General features: G+C 70.4%; 16 protein-coding genes. 13 read left to right on the forward strand and 3 right to left on the reverse strand.

Annotation, left to right across the window (positions count from 1 at the left end):
• Positions 1-30: 30 nt before the first annotated feature.
• On the reverse strand, positions 31-1635 hold the full coding sequence (locus tag ACF1AJ_RS18660) for a hypothetical protein (protein WP_391508678.1): 1605 nt from the start codon (positions 1633-1635) through the stop codon (positions 31-33).
• 234 nt (positions 1636-1869) lie between these two features.
• On the opposite strand from ACF1AJ_RS18660, the gene sucC reads away from it, so the two are divergent.
• The 8 genes from sucC (at position 1870) to ddaH (ending at position 11440) form a co-directional block, all read left to right on the forward strand.
• Positions 1870-3033: an ADP-forming succinate--CoA ligase subunit beta gene (gene sucC / locus ACF1AJ_RS18665; RefSeq protein ID WP_391508680.1), complete on the forward strand. Its 1164-nt coding sequence runs from the start codon at positions 1870-1872 to the stop codon at positions 3031-3033.
• Positions 3034-3050: 17 nt separating this feature from the next.
• On the forward strand, positions 3051-3938 hold the full coding sequence (gene sucD, locus ACF1AJ_RS18670; protein ID WP_018191900.1) for a succinate--CoA ligase subunit alpha: 888 nt from the start codon (positions 3051-3053) through the stop codon (positions 3936-3938).
• Between the two features lie 145 nt (positions 3939-4083).
• A complete protein-coding gene (locus tag ACF1AJ_RS18675) occupies positions 4084-5466 on the forward strand; it encodes a hypothetical protein (protein WP_391508681.1) in 1383 nt (460 codons plus the stop codon).
• A gap of 55 nt (positions 5467-5521) precedes the next feature.
• Complete coding sequence (locus ACF1AJ_RS18680) at positions 5522-6826, forward strand: DUF6350 family protein (protein WP_391508682.1); 1305 nt, start codon at positions 5522-5524, stop codon at positions 6824-6826.
• Between the two features lie 35 nt (positions 6827-6861).
• Positions 6862-7455: a phosphoribosylglycinamide formyltransferase gene (gene purN, locus ACF1AJ_RS18685; protein WP_018191897.1), complete on the forward strand. Its 594-nt coding sequence runs from the start codon at positions 6862-6864 to the stop codon at positions 7453-7455.
• A complete protein-coding gene (gene purH, locus ACF1AJ_RS18690) occupies positions 7452-9032 on the forward strand; it encodes a bifunctional phosphoribosylaminoimidazolecarboxamide formyltransferase/IMP cyclohydrolase (RefSeq protein WP_391508683.1) in 1581 nt (526 codons plus the stop codon). The genes purN and purH overlap by 4 nt, the downstream gene beginning before the upstream one ends.
• 104 nt (positions 9033-9136) lie before the next feature.
• Positions 9137-10192, forward strand: a complete 1056-nt coding sequence (locus tag ACF1AJ_RS18695) for a Glu/Leu/Phe/Val dehydrogenase dimerization domain-containing protein (protein ID WP_391508685.1) — start codon at positions 9137-9139, stop codon at positions 10190-10192.
• Positions 10193-10216: 24 nt separating this feature from the next.
• Complete coding sequence (ddaH, locus tag ACF1AJ_RS18700) at positions 10217-11440, forward strand: dimethylargininase (RefSeq protein WP_309860910.1); 1224 nt, start codon at positions 10217-10219, stop codon at positions 11438-11440.
• On the opposite strand, the gene ACF1AJ_RS18705 is transcribed toward ddaH, so the two are convergent.
• The gene (locus ACF1AJ_RS18705; RefSeq protein WP_391508686.1) at positions 11412-12788 is read right to left on the reverse strand and encodes an MFS transporter; all 1377 of its coding nucleotides are present in this window, start codon (positions 12786-12788) and stop codon (positions 11412-11414) included. The genes ddaH and ACF1AJ_RS18705 overlap by 29 nt on opposite strands.
• Positions 12789-13189: 401 nt before the next feature.
• Between ACF1AJ_RS18705 and ACF1AJ_RS18710 the strand changes: the two genes are divergently transcribed.
• The 3 genes from ACF1AJ_RS18710 (at position 13190) to ACF1AJ_RS18720 (ending at position 17465) form a co-directional block, all read left to right on the forward strand.
• Positions 13190-15064: an ABC transporter ATP-binding protein gene (locus tag ACF1AJ_RS18710; RefSeq protein ID WP_391508687.1), complete on the forward strand. Its 1875-nt coding sequence runs from the start codon at positions 13190-13192 to the stop codon at positions 15062-15064.
• Positions 15061-16875, forward strand: a complete 1815-nt coding sequence (locus tag ACF1AJ_RS18715; protein ID WP_391508688.1) for an ABC transporter ATP-binding protein — start codon at positions 15061-15063, stop codon at positions 16873-16875. The genes ACF1AJ_RS18710 and ACF1AJ_RS18715 overlap by 4 nt, the downstream gene beginning before the upstream one ends.
• A gap of 146 nt (positions 16876-17021) precedes the next feature.
• Positions 17022-17465, forward strand: a complete 444-nt coding sequence (locus ACF1AJ_RS18720; RefSeq protein WP_391508689.1) for a hypothetical protein — start codon at positions 17022-17024, stop codon at positions 17463-17465.
• 103 nt (positions 17466-17568) lie between these two features.
• On the opposite strand, the gene ACF1AJ_RS18725 is transcribed toward ACF1AJ_RS18720, so the two are convergent.
• A complete protein-coding gene (locus tag ACF1AJ_RS18725) occupies positions 17569-18624 on the reverse strand; it encodes a hypothetical protein (protein ID WP_391508690.1) in 1056 nt (351 codons plus the stop codon).
• Between the two features lie 178 nt (positions 18625-18802).
• On the opposite strand from ACF1AJ_RS18725, the gene ACF1AJ_RS18730 reads away from it, so the two are divergent.
• Both ACF1AJ_RS18730 and ACF1AJ_RS18735 read left to right on the forward strand, forming a co-directional pair.
• Positions 18803-19150: a response regulator gene (locus ACF1AJ_RS18730; RefSeq protein ID WP_018191889.1), complete on the forward strand. Its 348-nt coding sequence runs from the start codon at positions 18803-18805 to the stop codon at positions 19148-19150.
• A gap of 43 nt (positions 19151-19193) precedes the next feature.
• The gene (locus ACF1AJ_RS18735; protein ID WP_391508691.1) at positions 19194-19838 is read left to right on the forward strand and encodes a LuxR C-terminal-related transcriptional regulator; all 645 of its coding nucleotides are present in this window, start codon (positions 19194-19196) and stop codon (positions 19836-19838) included.
• Positions 19839-19840 lie beyond the last annotated feature (2 nt).

Raw genomic sequence — 19840 nt, forward strand, 5'->3', positions numbered from 1 at the left:
AGGGACCGGAGAATGACCGTCTCATGCTGCTCACGGCCCCACCCACGTCGAGCGGGCTCGCCGGGGGCGCACGTTACGTCGACCGGTGACGTGCGGAGGCCGACCGGGGCGGTCGACCATCTCGGGGTCGAGGACCGCTCCCTCGAGTGCCGCACGCCTCCCGCGTGCGCGACGGGCTCCGCGGGTCCGCAGCCGGCCGGCGATCAGCAGCAGCACGCCTGCGACGCCGGTGCCGGAGCCCCATACTGCCGGCAGGAGGGCGTCGGCGCCCGTGTCGGCCAGTCGCGTCTGAGTGAGCGCGGGCTCGACATCCGGCACCGGGACGGTGGGAGTCTGCGCCCGGGTGATCTCCGTGGCGATGCCGAACTCGGACGTCCACGGGTGTACCCGTGCGCTGCCTGCATCGGGATCGGTACGTCCCGGGTCGATGCGTTCGGTCCAGACGTAGTAGCCGTCGGCCGGCAGAGTGCAGGTCGGAGTGGTGTATTCGCCGACCCCGTCGATCACCGTCTCGACCGTGCAGACGGTGGGCGAGTCCGGCGGCGGTGCGGGGGAGTGGGCGATCGGGTCGGCGAACGGCCCGAGTAGCGTGCTCTCGACGACCGCGGTGACGGCGGTGAAGCCGTCGTCGCTGGAACGAACTCCCCAGGTCGGTAACAGCCCATCACCCTCGGCGACACTCACGGTGAGGTGGTCCGCGATCTCGGCGCCCGGATGCGCTTCCGCCAGAGAGGTTCGCGTAACCACCTGGGGCTGGAACGGCAGTGGTGACGGACCGGTCGCGTGCGCCTCGGCCTGCGCGTTCGCCGTGGACGGTTCCGCGATCAGCACGGCCTGAGCATCCGTCGTCGGCAGAGCGACGGTGATCCGGTTGCCGTAGGGAAGCTCCCCGGTCTTCGCGGTGGCGCTCACGGCGACGCTGGCCTCCGAGCCGGTCGGCCGGATCGCGACATCGGTCCCGGACCGGATCGTGCCGGCGCTCCCGCCGCCGTCGAGTGTGGCTCCCGTGAGGGAGACGGAGACCGGGTGGGCCCCGCTGGGGAGCAGCTCCGGACCGGCGATGCGATCGACGGTGAGCTCGACTCGCAGGCGGCCCGCTCCCGTCTCGGCGAGTTCGACGACAACGGCGGCGCGCACGCCCGTCGAGGCGCGGCTTCGTGCCTCGGCCAGCATCTCGACCGCTCGCGCGTAGACGCGGTCGCTGTCGGCTCCGGCCCGTGCCGCGTGCTCACGTGCCTCGGGCTCGGACATCCCGGCGTACATCCACGTCGCCAGCTGGCCGGCGGCCGCGGTGAGTCGGTCGCTGCTCCCCGCCCAGGTGCGGGCGAAGTAGGCGAACATCGCCGACTGCTCCGGCGTCCACCAGCCCATTCCGGCCGGGTCGGCGTAGCTGTACTGGAGGCCGACCGGTGCGACCTTGCCGGGATTCAGGCAGAAGCCCAGTGCGCCGTCGTCGAAATGGTAGGCGCCCAGCCACCAGCCGTCGGCCGACTGGTATCCGGGACCGTGGCCGTCGCCCACAAGGGCGCGCGCCGGCCCGGCAGCGGGGGTGAGCGCTCCATGGAGGACGCCGAGGAAGACGGCGAGCCCCGCGAGGCACACAGCGGAGATCAGGGTGAAAGGTCGATGAGTCATGCCTCCACCGTCGCGGCGCCGGCGGCGCCGCGTGGTCGCTGTCGACGGATCGGTGGACAACGGCGTTCGCCGAGGACCTGTGAACACCTCGGCCGGTTTCGGCCCGTTCAGGGGAAGGGTCTAAAGTTCTTCCTGGCGAATTTATCTCGGCGTCGAGCTATTCTCGCGCCGGACCGTCAGGAGAAATCAGCCGGCAGCCACGAGCGCACCGGAACACCAGCGGATTGGATAACCGTGGATCTATACGAGTACCAGGCCAGAGACCTGTTTGAGAAGTACGGGGTCCCGGTGCTTCCGGGCATCGTCGCCGACACCCCCGAGGAGGTGCGTGCGGCTGCCGAGAAGCTGGGCGGCGTGACCGTCGTCAAGGCGCAGGTCAAGACCGGTGGTCGCGGAAAGGCCGGCGGTGTCAAGGTCGCGAAGAACGCCGATGAGGCGGAGGCAGCGGCGCAGGCCATCCTCGGACTCGACATCAAGGGCCACGTCGTCCGTCGCGTCATGGTCGCCGGCGGCGCCCGCATCGCTCGCGAGTTCTACTTCTCGGTGCTCCTCGACCGCGCCAACCGCTCCTACCTCTCGCTGACCAGCGTCGAGGGCGGCATGGAGATCGAGCAGCTCGCTGTGGAGAAGCCGGAGGCGCTCGCCCGCGTCGAGGTCGACCCGCGCGGCGGCATCGACCACGCGAAGGCCGTCGAGATCGCCCAGGCCGCCGGATTCCCGGAGGACCTGGTCGAGAATGTCGCCGATGTCTTCGTCAAGCTCTACGAGGTCTACACGGGCGAGGACGCGACCCTCGTCGAGGTGAACCCGCTCGTCCTCACCGAGGAGGGCGACATCATCGCTCTCGACGGCAAGGTCTCGCTCGACGAGAACGCCGACTTCCGTCACCCCGACCACGAGGCGCTCGAGGACAAGGACGCGGCCGACCCGCTGGAGGCCAAGGCCAAGGCGGCGAACCTCAACTACGTCAAGCTCGACGGCCAGGTCGGCATCATCGGCAACGGCGCGGGCCTCGTCATGTCGACGCTGGACGTCGTCGCCTACGCCGGCGAGAAGCACCAGGGCGTCAAGCCGGCCAACTTCCTCGACATCGGCGGCGGCGCGTCCGCGGAGGTCATGGCCGCGGGTCTCGACGTCATCCTCAACGACCCGCAGGTGAAGAGCGTGTTCGTGAACGTCTTCGGCGGGATCACCGCGTGCGACGCGGTCGCCAACGGCATCGTGAAGGCCCTGGAGATCCTCGGCGACGAGGCGAACAAGCCGCTGGTCGTGCGTCTCGACGGCAACAACGTCGACGAGGGGCGCCGCATCCTGACCGAGGCCAACCACCCGCTGGTCACCCTCGCGCTCACCATGGACGAGGGCGCCGACAAGGCCGCCGAGCTGGCCGCGAAGTAAGCGAAGGACGAACGAGAATGTCTATCTTCCTCAACAAGGACTCCAAGGTCATCGTCCAGGGCATCACCGGCGGCGAGGGCACGAAGCACACCGCTCTGATGCTGAAGGCCGGCACCCAGGTCGTCGGCGGCGTCAACGCCCGCAAGGCCGGCACGACCGTCACCCACGGCGATGTCGAGCTCCCCGTGTTCGGCACGGTCGTCGAGGCCATCGAGAAGACCGGCGCTGATGTGTCGATCATCTTCGTGCCGCCGGCGTTCGCGAAGGACGCGATGGTCGAGGCCATCGACGCCGAGATCCCGCTGCTCGTCGTGATCACCGAGGGCATCCCGGTGCAGGACTCCGCAGAGGCGTGGGCCTACGCCAAGGAGAAGGGCAACAAGACCCGGATCATCGGCCCGAACTGCCCCGGAATCATCACGCCCGGCGAGTCGCTGGTGGGGATCACCCCCGCGACCATCACCGGCAAGGGCCCGATCGGCCTCGTCTCGAAGTCGGGCACGCTGACCTACCAGATGATGTACGAGCTCCGGGACCTCGGCTTCTCGACCGCCATCGGCATCGGCGGCGACCCGGTCATCGGCACGACGCACATCGACGCGCTCGCCGCGTTCGAGGCCGACCCGGAGACGAAGGCCATCGTGATGATCGGCGAGATCGGCGGGGACGCCGAGGAGCGTGCCGCCGACTTCATCAAGGCGAATGTGACCAAGCCGGTCGTCGGCTACGTCGCGGGCTTCACGGCGCCCGAGGGCAAGACCATGGGCCACGCCGGCGCCATCGTGTCGGGCTCGGCGGGCACCGCCCAGGCCAAGAAGGAGGCGCTGGAGGCGGCGGGCGTCAAGGTCGGCAAGACGCCGTCCGAGACCGCAGAGCTGCTGCGTGAGGTCTACGCCGCGCTGTAATCGCGCCACGTACCACCGCGAAGGCCGGGACCCGGGAGGTCCCGGCCTTCGTCGTTCCCGCGCCGGCCACTCCGCTCAGGTACTCCCTGCCGCACACGGCGACCGCGGCGCTACAGTGAGCGCACCGTGCCGGAAGGAGACGCTGATGGCTCGTCCGACGAACACCGAGCTGCTGCAGCGCATCGCAGCCCTGGAGGAGGAGAACGCGGCGCTCCGCATGCAGAGCGCCGATCCTGCGGCCGATACAGTGCCGATCGCGTCGTCCCCGCCGGTCAAGCACCAGCGCAGCTGGGCGTGGACCCTGCTCGCGACCGTCCTGATCGTCCTCGGCGCCATCCTCGCGCCCGTCGCGGTGATCTCGTCGTGGGCGAAGGTCCAGCTGACGGACACCGACTCCTTCGTCTCGACCTACGCCCCGCTCGCGCATGACGCCGGCGTCCAGGCGTTCGTCACCGACGAAGCCGTGAAAGCCGTACAGGACAACGTGGACATCGACGGGCTGACGTCTCAGGTGATCGACGGCATCACCGATCTCGGCACGGGCCCGGTCGCCACCAAGGCTCTGGAGTCGCTGAAGGCTCCGCTCGCTCAGGGCATCGAATCGCTGCTGCGTTCGACCGTCCAGCGCTTCGTCGCCTCGGATGCGTTCGCGCAGGTCTGGCAGCAGGCGCTCCGGACGAGTCACGATCAGCTCATCGCGACGATGCAGAACGACCCGAAGGCGGCCATCACGGTCGGGTCGGACGGCTCCGTCGGCATCCAGCTCGCCCCGATCATCGACCGGGTGAAACAGCTGCTGGTGGATCAGGGGGTGACGTTCGCGGCGCAGATCCCGTCGGTGGACCGCACCATCACCGTTGCACAGAATTCGTCCATCCCCACTCTGCAGCTCTTCTACGGGCTGGCGGTCGCGGCCGGTGCGTGGCTGCCCTGGGTCGCCATCGGGCTGCTGGCGTTGGGCGTCGTCGTCGCCCGCCGTCGTGCCCTCGCTCTGATCTGGGCTGCGGTCGCGCTGGGCCTCGCCATGGGGATCACCCTGGCCGCGATCGGGATCGGCCGGCTCGTCTTCGTCTCGTCGGTGTCGCCGTCGCTCGTCCCCTCGGGGCTGGCGCAGACGCTGTTCTCGACGGTGACGGATGCGATGATCGCGACCGCCGTCGCCGTGCTGGTCCTCGCGATCGCTGTCGCCGTGGTCGGGTGGTTCTCCGGCCCGTTCGCCGTTCCCCGGAGGCTGCGCGGTTTCTTCGGCGACGGTGTCGCCTGGGTGCGCCAGTCGGCGGAGCGTCACGGCATCACGACCGGCCGGGCGGGCGAGTGGATGTACGCCCAGCGCACGCTGCTCCGCGCGGCCGTGGCGGTGATCGCCGCCGCCGTCGTGCTGTTCGTCCGCCCGCTCACACCGGCTCTGATCATCTGGACGCTGGTGCTCGCGGCGCTGGTCGTCGCGATCCTCGAACTGGTGCAGCGGCCGGTCATCACCGTGCCGGAGCAGGCCGACGACGAGACGCCGGTGGTCACGGTCTCCTGAGCGCCGAAGTGTCGGCCCTCCGGGCCGCGTGCGCGCCGGTAGGCTCCGTTCGGTCATGAGTCGCACAACCGTCGCCCTGCTCGCCGCGCTGGAGGCGCTCATCGTCGCCGCCATCGGCATCGGGATCTGTCTCGTCCCGATCACGATCCTCTGGGCGGCGCAGTACCAGCTCGGCGCCGATTTCACGGTCGTGTGGCGTTCCGCCGCCGACATCTGGCTGGTCGGCCACGGGGTCAACCTGACCATCGCTCTCGATCCGCAGACGGTCGCGCAACTCGGCCTACCGGCCGCGGCGGTGCCGTTCCAGGTGACGATCGCGCTGCTCGGGTTCGCCGCCCTGACCGCCGGGCTGGGCGTTTGGACCGGGATGCGCGCAGCCGAGACCGATCAGCGCGCGGTCGGTGCCCTGAGCGCGCTGGCGGCTTTCGCGGTGATCTCGACGCTCGTGGTCCTGACCGCGGGCTCCGCGGTGGCGCAGCCGTCTCTCTGGCAGGGCATCATCCTGCCGCCCTTCGTCTACGGGGTCGGGATCGCCGCCGGATTCGGCTTCGCCGCGCTGCGCGGCGGGGCGCCCGCCGAGGCCGGGTCCGTTCCCGCGTCGGGGGATCGGGATGCGACGGGCGCGCTCGACGGCGGCATCGGCGGCTCCTCGCCGGGCCGGGCGGCCGCGCCGGCCGTCCTCTCCGTGCTGCGGACCGCCACCGTGCCGATCCCCGGCGCCCTGCGCACCGGCGCGGCCGCCGCACTGCGGGCCGGGACGGCGGCGACCGCCATCGTGATCGGCGTGGCCGCTCTGGTGGTCGCGCTGCTGATCTTCGGCAATTACGGGACGATCATCAGCCTCTACGAGCAGCTGCAGACCGGTGTCGCCGGGGGAGCGGCGCTGACCATCGGGCAGCTCGCCGTCATCCCGAACGTCGTGGTGTGGATGGCGTCGTGGCTGGTCGGGCCCGGCTTCGCCCTCGGCACCGGGTCGTCGGTGAGCCCGATCAGCACCGCGCTGGGCCCGTTGCCGGGGCTGCCGCTCTTCGGCATCATCCCCGCCGGCGGGTGGAGCTTCGGCCTGGTCGGTGTCGTCGTCCCGATCCTCGCCGGCTTCGTCTCCGGTGTCCTGGTCCGCTCGCGGACGGCGGTTCGGGGGCTCGATGGCCTGCAGGCCCTGCTGCTGACCGCGCTCGGGATCGGCGCGGTCGCCGGGATCGAGCTGGGGCTCCTGGCGTGGTGGTCGTCCGGTGCGCTCGGACCCGGGCGCTTGCACGATGTGGGACCGAACCCGTGGCTGGTCGGCGCGCTGGCGGCCGCGGAGGTCGCCGTCGCCGCAGGGATCGGGCTGGCGGCGGCCGGGCGCGGCCGCAGGTGATCGAGCCGGTCGTCGCACGCCGCTAGGCTGGTGGAGTGCTCTCGATCGTGGTGCTGATCTCCGGTGGCGGCTCCAACCTGCGTGCCCTGCTGGAGGCCTCGGAAGACGCCGAGTTCCCCGCCCGTGTCGTCGCCGTGGGCGCCGACCGCGACGCGGACGGCTTCGAGCACGCGGAGCGCTTCGGCATCCCGACCTTCACGGTGCCGTTCACGTCGTATCCGAGCCGGGAGGAGTGGGGCGACGCCCTGCTCGAGCAGATCCGCCAGTGGGAGCCCGACCTGACCATCCTGTCCGGCTTCATGCGTCTGGTGCCGCCACGGGTGGTCGAAGCGCTGTCGCCGCGGCTCATCAACACGCACCCCGCGTACCTGCCCGAGTTCCCGGGCGCGCACGCGGTCCGCGACGCGCTCGCCGCCGGCGTGACCCAGACCGGGGCGAGCCTGATCGTCGTCGACAACGGTGTGGACGCCGGCCCCATCATCAGCCAGGAGCGCGTGGAGGTGGAGCCGGGCGACACCGAGGCCGCCCTCCACGAGCGCATCAAACCTGTGGAGCGACGGCTGCTCATCGACGCCGTGCTCGACATCGCCAACGGACACATCGACCTCGAGGAGCTTGCCCGAGCATGAGCGGACCCCGTCACGACGCCAGCCTGTACCGCGAGCGGGATCTCGTCCCGATCCGCCGCGCCCTGATCTCGGTCAGCGACAAGACCGGACTGCTCGACCTGGCATCCGCGCTCGCCGCGGCGGGAGTGGAGGTCGTCTCCACCGGCTCCACGGCACAGACCATCCGCGACGCCGGTCACGCGGTGACCGATGTCGCCAGCGTCACCGGGTTCCCGGAGTCGCTCGACGGGCGCGTGAAGACGCTGCACCCGGCCATCCACTCGGGCCTCCTCGCCGACCTCCGGCTGGCGTCGCACGAGGAGCAGCTCAAGGACCTCGGCATCGAGCCGTTCGAGCTCGTCGTCGTCAACCTGTACCCGTTCGTCGAGACGGTTGCTTCCGGCGCGGTCGGCAACGACGTCGTCGAGCAGATCGACATCGGCGGCCCGGCCATGGTGCGCGCCGCCGCGAAGAACCACGCCAACGTGGCGATCGTGGTGTCGCCAACAGACTACGACGGCATCGTGGATGCGATCGCCGCCGGCGGCACGACCTTCGACCAGCGGCGCGAGCTCGCGTCGAAGGCATTCGCGCACACGGCCGCCTACGACGGCGCCGTCGCCGCCTGGTTCGCGGGCGCAGCCCCCTCCACCGACGACTTCCCCGAGCGGTGGGAGGCGCGGGCCGAGCTCAAGCAGACCCTCCGCTACGGCGAGAACTCGCACCAGGCGGCCGCCCTCTACGCCGACCCGAAGGGCACCGGCATCGCCCAGGCGACCCAGCTCGGCGGCAAGGAGATGTCGTACAACAACTACGTGGATGCGGACGCCGCCCTGCGCAGCGCCTACGACTTCCGCGAGCCGGCCGTCGCCATCATCAAGCACGCGAACCCCTGCGGAATCGCCGTCGCGGACGACATCGCCGAGGCGCACCGCAAGGCGCACGAGTGCGACCCGGTGTCTGCGTACGGCGGCGTGATCGCGGCCAACCGCACGGTCACCCTCGCCATGGCCGAGACCGTGAAGGGCATCTTCACCGAGGTGCTGATCGCCCCGGGCTACGAACCGGAGGCGCTGGAGCTCCTGCAGACGAAGAAGAACCTCCGCATCCTGCAGCTGCCCGAGGGGTACGCCCGCGCGCTGACCGAGTTCCGCCAGATCTCGGGTGGCGTGCTCGTGCAGGACTCCGACCGCTTCGACGAGTTTTCGTCGGAAGCCTGGACCCTGGTCGCCGGCGAAGAGGCCGACGCGGCGACCCGCGCCGACCTCGAGTTCGCGTGGAAGGCATGCCGCGCCGTGAAGTCGAACGCCATCCTGCTCGCCCACCACGGCGCCTCCGTCGGGGTCGGCATGGGCCAGGTCAACCGCGTCGACTCGTGCACCCTGGCGGTCAGCCGGGCGGGGGAGCGGGCGGCCGGCTCCGTGGCCGCATCCGACGCGTTCTTCCCGTTCGCCGACGGACCGCAGATCCTCATCGACGCGGGCGTCCGCGCGATCGTGCAGCCGGGCGGCAGCATCCGCGACGAAGATGTGATCGCGGCGGCGAAGGCGGCTGGAGTCACCATGTACTTCACCGGCGAGCGGCACTTCTTCCACTAGGAGAACGCGCGGCGACGTTGCCTCCGCGGCCGGGTCGCGGGAGAATGGACGGCGGTCCACAAGACCGTCATACATTTTCACCGCGATCCCACGAGGAGACACCGATGTCCGTCCTGCCCGCAGACCTGCCGCACGAAACACTGCACGTGGTGAAGGGGAGGCGGAGCGGTCTCACCATCAGCATCGCGGTCCACTCCACCGTCCTCGGCCCGGCCCTCGGCGGATGCCGGGTCTGGACGTACGACTCCTGGCAGGAGGCGGTCGCCGACTCGCTGCGGCTGGCGGAGGGCATGACCCTCAAGAACGCTGCGGCCGGTCTCCACCGCGGCGGGGGCAAGGCCGTCGTCTATGTGCCGCGCGGCACGGTGCTCACACCGACCGAGCGCTACGAGGCCATGCTCGATCTCGGCGACGCCGTCGAGACGCTCGGCGGCAGCTACATGACCGCGGAGGATGTTGGCACGAGCGCCGAGGACATGTCCGTCGTCGCGTCGCGCACCGCGCACGTCTGCGGCCTCCCGCCGTCGGAGGGCGGGGTCGGGGAGCCCAGCGATGCGACCGCGGCAGGCGTCTACGCCGGTCTGCAGGCCACTATGGAGCGTGCGTTCGGCAGCCGGGATGTCGCCGGCCGCCACGTGATCGTGCTCGGCCTCGGCCACGTGGGATCGCTCATCGCCATGCGCCTCGCCAGCGAAGGCGCCGTGCTCACCGTCACGGACGTGAACCCCGCGAAGCGCGCCCTCGCGGACGCGCTCGGCGCCACCTGGGTAGAGCCGGAGGACGCCCACCGCGTCGAGGGCGATGTCTTCGTCCCCGCCGGTGTCGGCGGAGTCCTGACCGACCGGGTGATCGACGAGCTCCGGGTCGCCGCGGTCGTCGGCCCCGCGAACAACCAGCTCGCGCACCGCTCTGGAGCGGAGCGTCTCGCCGCACGCGGCATCCTGTGGGCTCCCGACTTCGTCGTCAACGCGGGCGGTGTGATCTTCCTGTCGATGGCGGGCGAGCCCGGCGTGACCGCCGAGGCCACGCAGGAGCGCGTCGAGCGGATCGGCGACACGGTCGCCGAGATCTTCCGGGCGGCCGACCAGCGCGGGGTCACCACACTGCAGGCAGCGGAGGAGCTCGCGCTCGACCGGCTCCGGGAGCCAGCGAACGCATAGCAGCGCTCCGCTAGGTTGGTTCCCATGACGTCTTCCTGGGGCCGCCGGCTCATCGCATCCCTTGTCGCTGCCCTCGTGGTGGTCCTCGTCGTTCACGCGGCGATGATCGCCGCGTTCTACGTGGGGAGCCTCGCCGGGTCGTCGGCCCCGTCGGGGGCGTTGATCGTCGCCGTCAGCAACTACTTCTCGCTGACCAGCGTCATCGCCTTCGTGCTGCTCTGGGTCGCCGGTTTCGTCGGTGCGTTCGACCGGTGGTGGACGGCGTTGATCGCGGGCGTGCTGGCCGGAGTGCTGGCGCCCGCGGTCGGGACCATCCTGACCGCCACCTCGGGCGGTTCGCCGTTCAGCGGCGACCTGATCGTCGCGGTGCTCGGCACGCTGCTCGGGATCAACCTCCTCTACGCCGTCGCCATCACCGCGCTCACTCCGACGTTCGGCCGGTGGCTGTTCCGCGTCGTCGAGGGCACCCGCAGCCGCTTCGAGACCGACCGGAAGGTCGCGCTGGTCCGCATCCCCGCCGGCAATCTCGCCGAGGGCCTGGTGACTCACATCGACCGCCAGCCGGTGGATGCGGAGCGCGCGGACGCGCAGTGGGACGCCTACGTCGCGGCCCTCTCCGAGGCCGGCTGGCAGACCGTCGAGGTCGCGAGCGCGGACTCCATGGCCGACTCCGTCTTCGTGGAGGACACCGCCGTCGTCTTCGGCGACACCGCCGTGATCACCCTGCCCGGCGCGGAGTCGCGCCGCGCGGAGGTCGTGGGCACGGAGGCCGCGCTGCGAGCGCAGGGTCTGCACCTCGAGCGCATCGAGGCGCCGGGGACGCTCGAGGGCGGCGATGTGCTCAAGGTCGGATCGACGGTCTACGTCGGTCGCGGTGGGCGCACGAACGCGGAGGGCATCCGCCAGCTCCGTGCCCTCGTCGCGCCGCTCGGGTACACCGTCGTCGCCGTACCGGTCACGAAGGCACTGCACCTGAAGACGGCTGTGACGGCGTTGCCCGACGGGACGATCATCGGCTACGAGCCGATCGTGGACGACCCGCGCGTCTTCGAGCGCTTCCTCCCCGTGCCCGAAGCGCATGGCACCGCGGTCGTCGTGCTCTCCGACGACACCGTGCTGATGTCGTCGTCGGCCCCGCAGTCGGTGGCGCTCGTGGAGGACCTCGGCTACACCGTCATCCAGGTCGACATCTCGGAGTTCGAGAAGCTCGAGGGATGCGTCACCTGCCTGTCGATCCGGATCCGCTGACTCCCTCCAGCGACTCCCGGCGTGCTCTGAGTCGAGCAGGCAGGGCGCACCACGCTGCGGTCGCCGCAGCGAGCAGGGCCGCGGCAGCCCATCCCGCACCGACGCCCGCCACCGTGGCCACGAGCACCAGCGCGGAGGTGCCGAGTGCGGTTCCGAGCTGGGCTCCGGTGTTGAGGATGCCGCTTGCGCTCCCCGCGAGGTCGTCGGGCACTGTCGTGCCGATCGTCGTCGCGGCGACGGATGAGAGCCCCAGCCCTGCGCCTGCCAGTGCGACTCCGACGAAGATGCCCCACCAGGTGCCGACGGTCAGGGCCATCAGCAGGCAGCCGAGCGCGATCGCCGCGATGCCCATCCCGCACACGGCGTAAGCACTCAGCCGCTTCAGCAACGCGCGCGTACTCGTCGAAGTGAAGATGACCGCGACGCTCAGCGCCATCAGTGTCAGTCCGGCGGCGATCGGGTCGAGTCCGAGCCGCTCCTGCAAGAACAGGGTCGCCAGGACGGCGGTCGAGCTGGTGGTCGCAGTGTTGACGAACGACAGCAGGGTGCCGTGCCGCAGCGGGCGCGACCGGAAGGCGGCCGCGGGGATGAGGGGTGCGCGGGCGGTGCGCAGCCGGATGCCGAGGAGGACGGCGAGGACGACGCCGGCACCGACCGCCGCGACGCCGATCATCCGGGTTGCTGGTTGCTCGATCCAGGCCGCGCCCGCGATGACGGCCATGACCGCGAGGATGAGAAGCGCGGCGCCCAGGGCGTCGATCGGCCCCTTCTCGAAGCGTTCGGGTACCCCCGCCACCGTGGCGACGATGCCGATCGTCAGCGCGACGGCGAGCGGCAGGTTGACCCAGAAGACGGCCGGCCACCCGAACGCCTGCACGAGCAGCCCGCCGACCAGGAAGCCGGATGCGCCCGCTGCCGCTCCCGTGGCGCTCCACGCCGCGAGGGCGCTCCTGCGCTGCGGGGCGTCTGGTGTCGCCGAGAGCAGCAGCCGCAGTGCCGAGGGGACCGACAATGCGGCGGCCGCCCCCTGCAGCGCCCGGGCGACCAGGACGACGGCGAGGGCTCCCTGGTCCCAGACGGCAGCGGTGCCGCCCAGCACGGAGACGGCGCCGAACATGCCGATGCCCACGAGCAGGATGCGTCGATGCCCGAAACGGTCGCCCAGCCGAGCGCCCAGGATGAGGACGCCGCCGAAGAACATGGCGTAGACCGTCGCCAGGGGGCCAGCCGCGGACTGCGATGCGCCCAGGCCGCTCAGGATGGCGGGAATCGCCGTGGTCGCGCTCGTCACGCCCAGGACGTCGACGAACTGCACCAGACACAGCACGAAAACGGCCCCTCTGCGCACGCGGCCACCGTACCCGGCGCCTCCGACAGGCCAACCCTCCACGGGGACGTGAGAAAAACTCTTGCATTCGGCGAGAACCTGGCAATATGCTGTAGGGCTGCCTTGTCGCGGCATAACGGACGTGTACATCGAGGCTGGGAGGACGCCATGACGACGATCGAGACCGCACGAAAGACCACCGTGCCCGGGATCGTCGCCGCTCTCGCGGCCGACGCCCGACCGTCCGGGCGGTAGCTCCCCGCCCCTCGCCGCGCGCTGCCGCGCACGACACCGGGATCGTCTGCGGACGCTCCCCGCATCCACACCACAAGACCCGCCATCGTCGGCGCGTCTTCGGCGACTCCTCCGCGTGCTCGCCGCCGGCTCCATGACGTCGGACACCTACAGAAAACGGATCATCCATGTCTGTCGCCCAGACTCCGAACACCCAGACTCCGAACACCCAGACTCCGAAAACTCGGACTCCGAAGACCGCCGCGAAGCGGAAGAGCACCGCGCGCATCCTGCTGCGCATCCTCCCGTTCGCGAAGTCCGCTGCGCCCCGCATCATCCTGGGCATGGTGGCCGCGTTGCTGGCCAGCCTCGTCGCGCTGAGCATCCCGCAGGTGCTGCGCTGGCTGGTCGACGGCCCGCTGTCGACGGGTGACCCGTCGGCCGTGTGGCCCGCCGCGCTGCTCGTGGTCGGGCTGGGTGCTGCCGAAGCGGTCTTCATCTCGCTGCGGCGCTGGTTCGTGCTGACCCCGGGGACCCACGTCGAGGCGAAGATGCGTAACGCGCTGTACGCGCAGCTGCAGGATCTCCCGGTCGCGTTCCACGACCGGTGGCCAAGCGGCCAGCTGCTGTCGCGCGCGGTCAGTGACCTCAGCATGATCCGCCGCTGGCTGTCGTTCGGCATTGTGCTGCTGGTGGTCAACGTCGTCACGATCGTGGTCGGGTTCGCGATCCTGATCGGGTGGAACTGGATCCTGGGGCTCATCTTCCTGGTGTGCTCCATCCCGCTGTGGATCTACGGGTTCGTGTTCGAGAACAAGTACTCGGTCATCGCGCGGCGCAGCCAGGATCAGGCGGGCGACCTGGCGACGGCGGTCGAGGAGTCGGTGCACGGCATCCGTGTGCTGAAGGCGTTCGGGCGCGGCAAGCACGCGCTGAAGACCTTCGAGTCGCGCGCGGAGGAGCTCCGCGGTACCGAGATCGAGAAGGCGAAGGCCATCGCCGGCATCTGGCTCTGGCTGCTGCTGGTCCCGGACGTCGCGTTCGGCATCTGCCTCGTCGTCGGCGTCTGGCTGTCGGCGCAGGGGCAGCTGTCGGTCGGCGAGCTCGTCGCGTTCTTCGCCACGGCGACCGTCCTGCGGTTCCCCGTGGAGTCGATCGGCTTCCTGCTGTCGATGACCTTCGACACCCGCACGGCGGCGGACCGCTACTTCGAGGTGATGGACGAGGTCAACACGATCACCGACCCGGCCGAGCCCAAGCACATCGCCGAGCCGCGGGGAGAGCTTGTCTTCGACGACGTGCACTTCCGGTACCAGGACTCGCCGGAGCGCTTCCCGGATCTGCTCGACGGCATCAGCCTGACGGTCCGCCCGGGGGAGACGATGGCCCTGGTCGGCTTGACCGGCTCGGGCAAGTCGACCCTGACCGCGCTGACGACACGGCTGTACGACGTGACCGGCGGCGCGGTGAAGGTAGACGGAGTGGATGTGCGCGACCTCACCCGCTACGACCTGCGCAAGGCGATCGCCATGGCGTTCGAGGATGCGACCCTGTTCTCGGCGTCCGTGCGCGACAACGTCCTGCTCGGCCGTGACGACCTCGACCCCGCATCGGCGGAGGCCGAGCGCGTGCTCACCGAGGCGCTCGAGGTGGCGCAGGCGGGCTTCGTCTACGACCTCCCCGAGGGTGTCGAGACGAAGGTCGGCGAGGAGGGGCTCAGCCTGTCCGGCGGTCAGCGACAGCGGCTCGCGCTCGCGCGTGCCGTCGCCGCGAATCCCAGCATCCTGGTGCTCGACGACCCGCTGTCGGCGCTCGACGTCGACACCGAAGCGCTCGTCGAGGCCGCGCTGCGCCGGGTGCTCGCCTCGACCACGGCCCTGATCGTCGCGCACCGCCCGTCCACGGTGATGCTCGCCGACCGGGTGGCCCTGCTGGAGGACGGCCGCGTCACCGCGGTCGGCACCCACCACGAACTGCTCGCCAGCAGCGAGCACTACCGCTTCGTCATCTCCAGCCTGGAGGACGAACAGAACGAAGAGATCCTCGAGGAGGTGAACCTGTGAGCACCACGACCGTCCTGGGCGTCGAAGGCGAAGAGCGCAACGACCTCAGCAAGGAGGAGAGCCGGCAGGTGCGGCGCCGTTCGCTGCGCCTGCTGGGCTCGCTGCTGCACCCGCTGCGGATGCGGCTGGCACTGACGGCCGTCGTGGTCGTCGTGAGCACGGCCGCCCAGGTGGCGGGTCCTGCGATCATCGCGTTCGGCATCGACAACGGCCTCCCGGCGCTGCTCAAGCAGGACTGGTTCCCGCTGGCCGCAGCCGGTGTCGCGTACCTGGTCACCGGCGTGATCGGCGCGGTGCTCATCGCCTGGTACACGGTGCTGAGCGCGCGGATCAGCCAGGCCATCCTGCTCGACCTGCGCAAGCGGGTGTTCCTGCACACGCAGAAGCTGTCGCTCGAGTTCCACGAGTCGTACACGTCCGGCCGGATCATCTCGCGCCAGACGAGCGACCTGGATTCCATCCGGGAACTGCTCGACTCGGGCATCAACCAGCTAGTCCAGGGCTTCCTGTACATGCTGTTCATCGCGATCGCGCTGTTCTCGATCGACTGGATCAGCGGTGTCGTGCTGCTCGTGTCGCTCGTGCCGCTGTACCTGCTGACGCGGTGGTTCCAGAAGCGCTCGCAGGTGCTGTTCCGCATCTCGCGGGTCGCGTCGGCGAAGCTGATCGTGCACTTCGTGGAGACCATGACCGGCATCCGCGCGGTCAAGGCGTTCCGCAAGGAGAAGCGCAACGAGAAGGACTTCGGCGGGCTGGTGGAGGACTACCGGGATGTGAACGCCCGCGTCATCCAGCTGTTCGGGATCTTCGACCCGGGGCTCGTGATGATCGGCAACGTCACGGTCGGCGTCGTGCTGCTGGTGGGCGGCTTCCGCGTCGCCGACGGGCAGCTGGCGATCGGCGTGCTGCTCGCGGTGCTGCTGTACACGCGGCGCTTCTTCGACCCGATGGAGGAGATGGCGATGTTCTACAACTCCTACCAGTCGGCCGCCGCGGCGCTGGAGAAGATCTCCGGTGTCCTGGAGGAGGAGCCCAGCGTTCCGGATCCGGTGCAGCCGGTCGACCTGTGGTCGGCGCAGGGGCACGTGAGCTTCGACGAGGTCTCTTTCGCCTACAAGAAGGACCGCGTCATCCTGCCGGAGTTCACGCTCGACATCCCGGCCGGGCAGACGGTCGCGCTGGTCGGTTCGACCGGTGCCGGCAAGTCGACGCTGGCGAAGCTGATCTCGCGCTTCTACGACCCCACCGCGGGTTCGGTGAAGCTGGACGGCGTCGACCTGCGCGACCTGCACCCGAAGGATCTGCGCCGGGCGATCGTGATGGTCACCCAGGAGGCGTACCTGTTCAGCGGCTCTGTCGCCGACAACATCGCCCTGGGCAAGCCGGATGCGACGCGCGACGAGATCGTGCGGGCGGCGGAGGCCGTCGGCGCGCACGAGTTCATCGAGGGTCTGCCGAACGGCTACGACACCGACGTGAACAAGCGCGGCGGCCGCGTCTCCGCGGGACAGCGGCAGCTGATCTCATTCGCGCGGGCGTTCCTCGCGGACCCGGCCGTGCTCATCCTGGATGAGGCGACGAGCTCGCTCGACATCCCGAGCGAGCGCCTGGTGCAGGAGGCGCTGCAGACGCTGCTCGCCGACCGCACGGCCGTGATCATCGCACACCGCCTGTCCACCGTCGCGATCGCCGACCGGGTGCTCGTCATGGAGCACGGCCGCGTGGTCGAGGACGGCACGCCCGACGACCTGATCGCGGGCACCGGCCGGTTCGCCCAGCTGCACGCGGCCTGGCGCGATTCGCTGGTGTAGCGGTCACGGTCGCGCGTGCGGCCGCGCGTCCGGCGGGGACCACGGGAGACCTCCCGTGGTCCCCGCCGTCGTCTCGGCGGCCCGGGGATGCGGCGATTGACCGCTATCAGGAGGCCACGGCGCGGTAGCCGCTAAGGTTCCTCGTGATGTCGGCGTTCAGAGGGTCGAGCCGGGGAAATCCCGTCTGGTTGCTGTGGTTGATTCTGGGTCTCACGTTCCTGTTCATCGCGTGGGAGGTCGGTTCCTGGTTCTGGTTGCAGCGTCCGGTCGAGTTCACGGAGTCCGATCTGTATGGAACCTGGGTGAGCGATGGTCCGCATCCGACGACCCTGGATTTCACGAAGGATGGCGTCGTGACGATTTCGGGTGCGCCCCTCCCTCAGGCGCCCGAAGACGAGGATCCCGTGCTGAGCGGTGTGACCGAGTGGAAATACTTCCCGGATACGCGCGATCCGAGCGTTTCGGTGGGCGGAACCCACAGCCAGTCCCTGTCTGCGGAGAACTCGATGTTCTCGACCGTTTTGGCCCTGTACACCGGTGACCCGGACTCGGCGGGCACGAGGGTGGTCTTCAGACACACGGACGGCTAACCCTGGTCGGGGCAAGCCTCGACGTCGCGGGCGATTCCGGCGGGGACCACGGGGAAGCCTCCCGTGGTCCCCGCCGCCGGTCGCCGGCCGGTCAGGGGTTGAGTCAGCCGGCCGGGGACCAGGTCGAGCGCGCCCGGGAGGGACGCAGCGTGCGGTGTCCGCCCACGCGAGCATGCGGGGTGCGGCGCACGGAGGGGGCCTCGCGGGCCAGCGCCGTGCGGAAGAGGGGCAGGCGGGACAGCAGGCCGTCGCGCATCCCGTCGCGGAGCACGACCACCTCGCAGCCCGCGTCGATGTAGGCGCTCGCCGTCGGGCCGTCGGCGAAACGTGCTGCCGCGCCGGCGGAGACGGTGATGCAGTCGGCGACGAGTGCGCGACCGGCCGTCGCCACCACGGTGGTGCGGGAGGTCGCCGGAGCGACGAGCGAGCGGATGGTGCGGGCGAGTGCCGGCCACTCGGACGGACGGATGGCCGTGCCGTCGGAGAACGTGTCGCCGAGGTCGAGCAGCTCCAGACGGCGGCCGGTCGCGGCGGACACCTCTGCGCTCGCACGCACGGCGCGCTGCAGGAGCGCGACCAGGTCGGTGGCGGCGGTGTCCGAAGCGACGGGGAGGGAGAGGCCGGCGACGCGCACCCCGAGCGCCGACGCGTACCGGGCGACCGCATCGGCGATGGCCGGGTCGACCCGGAGCAGAACCTCCGTGCCGGCCGGTGCGGAGACGAACGTGTCCAGGTCGTCCGGGTCGTCGACGACGAACCGGCGGACGCCCGCCTCCCAGGCGGAACGCCGCTGCAGCCAGCGCGCACCCGGCGTGGCGTGCAGCACCCGACCGAGGTCTGCACCCACTCGGCGGAGGGCCGGGAGTGCGGCGTCGTGGGTCACGGTGAAGCCGGCGCCCTCGGCGGAGATGGTCGCGAGAAGAGCCGGATGCGCGAGAGCGCTGACGTCGTAGTGCACGTCCACCCACGGGAAGGCAGCGCGCAGGTCGCGGAAGCGACGAGCCGCTCGCGTCAGATCGATGACGACGACGGGCAGCTCATCGGCGCCACGTCGGCCCCGCCCGGAGTGACGGCCGTCCACCGCGCCCGCCCCGGTCGCCGCGTCCGTTCGGGCGGCAGCGGCGCCGGTCGGGTCGGCGGTTCGGGTCGCGGTGGACATCGCCATCTCCTCGGGTGGACTTTCGTCCCGCTCATCGGCGGGAACCTCGACGTTCGGGTCGTTGAGGTTGTCTCACATCCTGGCCCGGGCCCAGATGGCCCACATCCGGGGGGTCACCTCATTCCGTTTGCGTGGAGGCACGGATGAACCTCGGGGTGCGTGCGGAGATGATGGTGCCATGTACCTCCGCGTTGTGATCGTCGACGACCACGAGCGGTTCCGTGAACAGGCGGCGGAGCTGCTCCGCCTGGAGAGCTTCATGGTGGTCGGCGACAGTGCGACCGCGGCCGGCGGCATCGAGCTGAGCCGTCGCCTCGCCCCGGACGTCGTCCTGCTCGACGTCGGCCTGCCCGACGCCAGCGGCTTCGACATCGTGCCCGCGATGCGGGCGACCGGAGCCGCCGTCGTGCTCACGTCGAGCCGGTCGGCGACCGACTACGGAAGACGGGTCGCCGACAGCGGCGCGGAGGGTTTCATCAACAAAGACGAGCTGACCGGTGAGGCGATCCGCACCCTGCTAAGGTAAGCGCGTGAGCGGGGGACAGACTGTAGAGTCTCGCGCGCTCAGAGTGGCCGTCGCCGACGACGCAGTGCTGCTGCGCGAGGGGATCGGACAGATCCTGCGCGCGGGCGGTATGGAGGTCGTCGCCTCGGTGGACACCGCCGAGGAACTCCTGCGCGCCGTCGCGACCGACGCGGACGTCGACGCGATCGTCCTCGACATCAAGATGCCGCCCACCCACACCGACGAGGGGCTGCGGGCTCTCGAACGCCTGCGTGCGAGCGGCTCCCGCGCCGGCATCCTGCTTCTCTCGATGTACACGACCGCGTCGTACGCGATCCGGGCGATGAGCGCCGGCAGTGGCACCGGCTATCTGCTCAAGGACCGCGTCGCCGACGCCGACACCCTGATCACCGCGGTCCGCACAGTCGCACGCGGCGGCTCGGTAGTCGATCCGGAAGTCGTGCAGCTTCTCGTCACCGCGCGGTCGTCGGAGGCGACGGTCGAGTCGCTCTCCTCGCGGGAACGGGACGTGCTGCGGCTGATGGCGGAGGGCAAGTCGAACGTCGGTATCGCGACCGAGCTGCACCTGAGCCTGCGAACCGTCGAATCCCACATCGGGCACATCATGGCGAAGCTGGGCGTGGAGGACTCCGCCGAGGGCCATCGGCGGGTGCTCGCCGTTCTGCGCTTCCTCGGCCGGGACGCCTGACC

The organism is Leifsonia sp. NPDC014704 (assembly GCF_043083605.1).
Lineage (GTDB): Bacteria > Actinomycetota > Actinomycetes > Actinomycetales > Microbacteriaceae > Leifsonia.